Consider the following 2,693-nt stretch of genomic DNA (forward strand, 5'->3'; position numbering starts at 1 on the left):
AAGCTCCGACCTGGTCGGCCAGTGTCGAGAGGCTGAGGTCGATGCCCTCGCGGGCATAGCGCTCACTTTGCCGGTTCAGCGGTTGATGCTGACCGAACTTCTCAAACAGGATCATGGCGAGGAGATTTGGCCCGGCGAAGCCGCGCGGGTCACATGGAAGGGAGCCGGCGGCTGCGCGACCTTCTCGCATTCACGGCAAGAGAACTTCTCGCGCACAGTCTGGATCACCTTCCACTGGCGCGGGATCACCTCCAGCGTCTCGGTGATATCCTCGCCAAGCTTTGCCAGCTTGGCCGAACCACAGCACGGGCAGTTTGACGGTGCGGCGATGACCACGCGCTCACGCGGCAGATGGTCGGGAAAGGGCTTGCGCGACGGGCGCTTGCGCTCGAAGGCCCTGACCGTCGATGACCGTGCCGCCAGTTCCGCCGCCAGCTCGTCTTCGCCGGCGTCGGCTTCCAGTTCCTCGAGCTGCAGCTCCATCTGTTCGAGAAGCCGGGCTTTCCGCTCCGAGCGACTGCCATGGATCTCGCGCTTCAGCTTCTCGATCTCCAGCCTGAGCCGCGCGATCAGCGCATCCGAGTGCGAGTTCATGGCCTGCGCGCGAGCGGCGAGTGCTTGTGCCTCCCGGCGGGCCGCACGCTCGGCCAGGATCATAACGTGCGCGCTGACAAGATCGTCAGGAAGCTGATCGGCCGCATCGGCCATGGCGCGATGGAATCATATTCGCTCCCGCCATGCCAGCGGTTTTGCTCATCCCGCCGAGCTTGGACGCCAGGTTTTTTGCGGCATCCGCCAGTCGATGCCTTCGAGCAATAGCCGAGCTGTGCAGGCGTGATCACCACCGTGCCGTCGGCCGCCGATGGCCAGATGAAGCGGCCGCGCTCAAGCTTCTTCGTGAACAGGCAAGCACCCTGGCCGTCGTGCCAGATCACCTTGATCAGGCCACCCTGCCGCCCGCGGAAACAGAACAGATGACCGCTGTGCGGATCGCGCTTCAAGGTCTCCTGCACCATCAGCGAAAGACCCGGAAAACCTTTCCGCATATCCGTATAGCCAGTGGCGAGCCACACCTTCACACCCCGCGGAACCGGGATCATCGCCGCTCCAGAACATCGAGGATCCGGCCGAGCGCCTCGCTGTCGATATCACTCTCGACCCGCAGGCGGCGGGCGCCGCCAAGCTCGATCGTCACCATGCTGCTCTTCTTGCGCGGCCGGGAGATCGGCGATGGCGTCGCCGGCGGTTGTGGCGCTGACAGCGCCTCGACGACTTCCACGGGAACGAGCTGCGGCACGGACGGCGCGGAGATCTGGCAGAGTTCCTTGCGCCACCGGAAAAGCTGGCTCACATGGATGCCGGCCGACCGTGCAATCTCCGAAACACTGACTCCAGGCTCAAACGTCGCCGCGACCAGCCGCTCCTTCTCCTCGCGAGACCAGCGCCGACGCCGCTCGACCGATGTGATCACCTCGATCTGATGCTTCGTCATAGGGCTACTCCTAGTGCTTGCACTAGGACTTGCAGCCTTCAGCCTACCTCAGCAAGGCGGCCGTCACCGTGGGGATACTGCGTAGCGGGCGCAACGCCGCTCATAATGCGCACGGGTGATTTCAGTCCAGGCCATCGTGATCTCCATCCAATCTCGCAAATCCGACAGAATCACAACCTGCTGAAATTACTCAACTCTTTTTGGAACGGACACTAAATGGGCCAGAGCTTACTTCAAAATGGATTATTTCAACGGGGCAAGGTCATATGCTCATAACTACGCGTAAGGGCGTGTTCTTGCCTGAATTCATGACCACGCTGCCTTCCCAAATCGGAAACGCCAATTTGTTTTGCGGATAGTTGATCTACCGTCCATAGCCATCGCGCACACGCGGTTCTAACCTCGTATTAAGCTGCGCGTCGCGGTCATGCCCGCTCCGGCCCTCAGATTGCTCTGCTGCGCGATCTATCCGGTGCGCACGATTTCTGTTGGGCATTAGGTCGCGGAGAGTTGGTGCGCCAAAGATCGTACCGGTTAGTGATTGTCGCGGCTGGTTAGGATCTGACCGAACCTGATCTTCTAACGCGATCTTTTGTTTCCCTTTATCAGAAGCCTCTCGTCCAATACTGACACGCGGTAATTCGCTGACATGCGACGGATCTCCGACGCTCAAGTCAGGAAGGTCCTTGCGGGTCGCTTGTGATGACCTAGGTGCTTCGCTCTCAAGCCTGACAAGTGCCGCGCGGTCAACGGGCGTTCCCGGGGCGATAGTAGGCGAGGCCACTTCCTCGAAAGTCCCATTCAAACTGATCCCATGGAAATCTCCTGCACTAACCCGCTCGGAGCGAGGTCTCTTGGTGTACATTTCGGACAGTGTATCGATTCTCCTCAGGTCCTCTTCGGTAAATTCGGGAAAGTCATCGGACTTTGCTTCTGATGGGCTCCATACCCGCTGCGTACCCTGCCCACGGCCCGCGGGATTGGCACGCAACCCGTCCGTGCCCCCGGCAAAATCCTCTTGCGAGAAAACATCGTCCAGCCTGACTGGGTGGATATCGGGTACAACATCCCGCTTCGAAGTGGAGCGAGTTTCAGATAGTGCATCGATTCTCGCCAGGTCCTCTTCGGTCAATTCGGGAAAGTCATCGGACTTTGCTTCTGATGGGCTCCATACCCGCTGCGTACCCTGCCCACGGCCCGC

Annotated in this window: 2 protein-coding genes and 2 pseudogenes; all 4 read right to left on the bottom strand. The window is 60.3% G+C overall.

Features of this window, described 5'->3' with window-relative positions:
• Window positions 1-708 (bottom strand): annotated as a pseudogene (locus NKI17_RS36675) (transposase domain-containing protein); the annotation flags it as partial.
• Window positions 654-1,100, bottom strand: coding sequence for an IS66 family insertion sequence element accessory protein TnpB (gene tnpB, locus NKI17_RS36680; RefSeq protein ID WP_352907926.1), 447 nt, complete (start codon window positions 1,098-1,100; stop codon window positions 654-656). The gene tnpB and the pseudogene NKI17_RS36675, both read right to left, overlap by 55 nt.
• Complete coding sequence (gene tnpA / locus NKI17_RS36685; RefSeq protein WP_352907927.1) at window positions 1,097-1,492, bottom strand: IS66-like element accessory protein TnpA; 396 nt, start codon at window positions 1,490-1,492, stop codon at window positions 1,097-1,099. The genes tnpB and tnpA overlap by 4 nt, the downstream gene beginning before the upstream one ends.
• Before the next feature lie 364 nt (window positions 1,493-1,856).
• Window positions 1,857-2,693, bottom strand: a pseudogene (locus tag NKI17_RS36695) (hypothetical protein); the annotation flags it as partial.

Source organism: Mesorhizobium sp. M0816 (genome assembly GCF_040320005.1).
Lineage (GTDB): Bacteria > Pseudomonadota > Alphaproteobacteria > Rhizobiales > Rhizobiaceae > Mesorhizobium.

What these genes read in the sequence shown, in the direction of transcription:
- tnpB (WP_352907926.1), bottom strand. Translation starts at nt 1,100, where the DNA reads ATGATCCCGGTTCCGCGGGGTGTGAAGGTGTGGCTCGCCACTGGCTAT.
- tnpA (WP_352907927.1), bottom strand. Translation starts at nt 1,492, where the DNA reads ATGACGAAGCATCAGATCGAGGTGATCACATCGGTCGAGCGGCGTCGG.